Source organism: Nocardioides sp., assembly GCF_036401255.1.
In the GTDB taxonomy this organism is placed as follows: Bacteria; Actinomycetota; Actinomycetes; order Propionibacteriales; family Nocardioidaceae; genus Nocardioides.
This window is the reverse complement of record NZ_DASWVI010000016.1, coordinates 1-2,640: the sequence shown is the minus strand read 5'-3', so window position 1 is coordinate 2,640 and position 2,640 is coordinate 1. Positions and strand designations below refer to the sequence as shown.

Here is a 2,640-nt window from a genome sequence, read left to right as displayed (position 1 = left end):
GAGCAGCCCCGTCGACGCCTACCGGGAGCGCCGATGATGAGGCACCCGGTCCGACGACAGCGCGACGAGCGCGGCGCCATCAGCGTCTGGTTCGCCACCGCGTCACTGGTGATGATCATCCTGGTCGGGATGACCGTCGACGTCGGCGGCAAGGTGCACGCCCAGCAGCAGGCCCGCAGTGCCGCGGCCCAGGCCGCCCGCACCGGCGCCCAGGAGGTCCAGGGCTCGACCGCCATCCGCGGCGAGGAGCTCCGCGTCGACATCAACGCCGCCAAGTCCGCCGCGCAGGGCTACCTCAACGCCGCCGGCGTGGAGGGCAGCGTCACCGTCGTCAACGGCGACACCCTGATCGTGCGCACCACCGACACCTACGACAGCAAGTTCCTCGGGATCATCGGGCTGGACTCGATGAGGGTCACCGGGGAGGCGTCTGCACGGCTCATCCGCGCCCAAGGAGGCATCGAACGATGACTACGCCCACCCAGCGCCAGCGGCTGACCGGGCTCCTCGCCACGGTCGCCGTCCTCGGCATCATCATCGGCCTGCCGGCCCTCTTCCTCGCGATCGGAGCCAACCCGATCCCCGACCAGACGCCGACCCTGCAGAGCGTCAAGGACGCACTCCTCGCACCCGACGACGGCACCCTGATCCTGGGCCTGTTCAAGGTGATCGGCTGGGCCGCGTGGGCCTTCATGACCCTCAGCCTGGTGGTGGAGACCATCGCCAGGCTCCGCAGGGTCGAGGCGCCCAAGCTGCCGGGTCTTGGTCGCCCGCAGGCCGCGGCCCACGGACTGATCGGACTCGCTGCCCTGCTGTTCATCGCAGCGCCGATCGCCGCACAGGCCGCCAACGCCGGCCCGGCCGCCGCTTCCGCGCCGGCGGCGGTGGGACATGTCCAGGCCGGGACCGTCGACCAGACGCCCGCCCAGCACGGCGTGAAGGTCGAGGCGGAGCAGGAGCGCGCGACGGTCGATCACTCGGTCAAACCGGGGGAGAGCCTGTGGTCGATCGCTGAGGACCACTTCGGTGACGGCGCGCGCTACAAGGAGATCGCCGAGCTCAACCGCGACCTCCTCGGCTCCCGGCCCAGCTTCCTCGAGCCCGGCTGGGTGCTCAAGCTGCCAGCCCCGGGCGGCGGAGCGCCGGCGCACGCGTACACCGTGCAACCCAACGACACACTCAGCGACATCGCCCGCGACGAGCTCGGCGACGCCGACCGGTGGCCGGAGATCTACAAGGCCTCCACCGGCATCACCCAGCCCGGCGGCGCCCACCTCGCTGACCCCGACGTGATCGACGTCGGCTGGAAGCTCAACATCCCCGGAGCCCAGACACCTGCCGGTCACGACGACCGGCAGCCGCAGCCTCGCGAGGACAAGCCCGAGACCCCCGCCGAGCCCAAGGACGAGCAGCAGCCGGTCAACCCGCCGGCCGAGGAGACTCCGCCGGTCCCCGAGACCGAGGCCCCGGAGACCGCCGCGCCCGAGGTCCCGCAGGCCGAGGAGCCGACGGCGCCGGCCGCCGACGTCGACCAGGTCGACGAAGCCGACGACTCGATCCTCGAGGCGCCTTGGGTCCTCGCCGGTCTCACCGGCGGGGGCGTGCTGCTGTCCGGGGCACTGCTGATGGCGCTGCGGTCTCGTCGGCGCTCGGCCTACCGGAACCGGCCGCCGGGTCGAGCGATCGCCGCCCCGCCGCCCGAGCTGGCGCCGGTGGAGATGACGCTGAACGCGACCGGTGCCGCCGCGGCCGCCACCGTGGAGTTCGCCGACGAGGCCCTGCGGCGTCTCGCGGCCGCGGTCGGAGCCCAGGGCACCACGATGCCGCCGCTGGCGGCCGTCGAGCTCGCGAAGGGCAAGCTGACGATGCACCTGAGCGCCCCGGCCGCCGTCCCGGGTCCCTGGGTGGGCAGCCCCGACCAGACCCACTGGCACGTCAGCACGGACATCGCGGTGGAGGACCTCGGTCCCGACACCGGCAACGTCGAGCCGCCCTACCCGCTGCTGGCCACCATCGGCATGAGCGACACCGGCGAGACGTGGCTGCTGAACTGCGAGGAGCTCTCCACGCTGACAATCAGTGGCGACCCCACCTACGGCCGCGACTTCGCCCGCCACCTCGCTGCTCAGCTGGCCGTCAACCCGTGGTCGCGCCGCGTCCAGGTCGACTGCATCGGCGTGGCCGAAGAGACCGTCGCCATGGACGAGCGGATCACCTACTACCCGACCGGTGCGGCCGGGACGCCCGCGACCGCGGAGATCCTCGCCGCCGCGGTGACCACGGTCGACCGAGCGAAGCGACACGACACCGATGTGTCCACGGCCCGCACCGGCAGCGCCGACGACGACACCTGGCCCGCCAGGATGCTGCTCCTCGATGCCGCAGCCGGAGACCCCGACGACCTCGAGCAGCTGCTGCAGCTGGTCAACGATCACGTCGGACAGTCCGCGACCTCCATCGTCGTCGCCGGCGAACGGCCGAACACGCCTGGCGCGGTGTTGCACATGACCAACACCGGTCGCGTCGTCCTCGAGCACGTCGGCCTCAACCTCATCGCCGTCGGCCTCACCAGCGACGAGGCCAGCGGCTGCGCTCTGGTCTACGCCCAGAGCGAGACCCCGGAGTACGTCGACACGCCCG

The 2,640-nt window shown here is 72.2% G+C and carries 2 protein-coding genes; both read left to right on the top strand.

The features are described 5' to 3' along the window. The coding region (locus VGD85_RS00555; RefSeq protein WP_331061498.1) for a TadE/TadG family type IV pilus assembly protein at positions 1 to 471 on the top strand (471 nt) is incomplete at its 5' end. Next, the coding region (locus VGD85_RS00550) for a LysM peptidoglycan-binding domain-containing protein (protein WP_331061497.1) at positions 468 to 2,640 on the top strand (2,173 nt) is incomplete at its 3' end. The genes VGD85_RS00555 and VGD85_RS00550, both read left to right, overlap by 4 nt.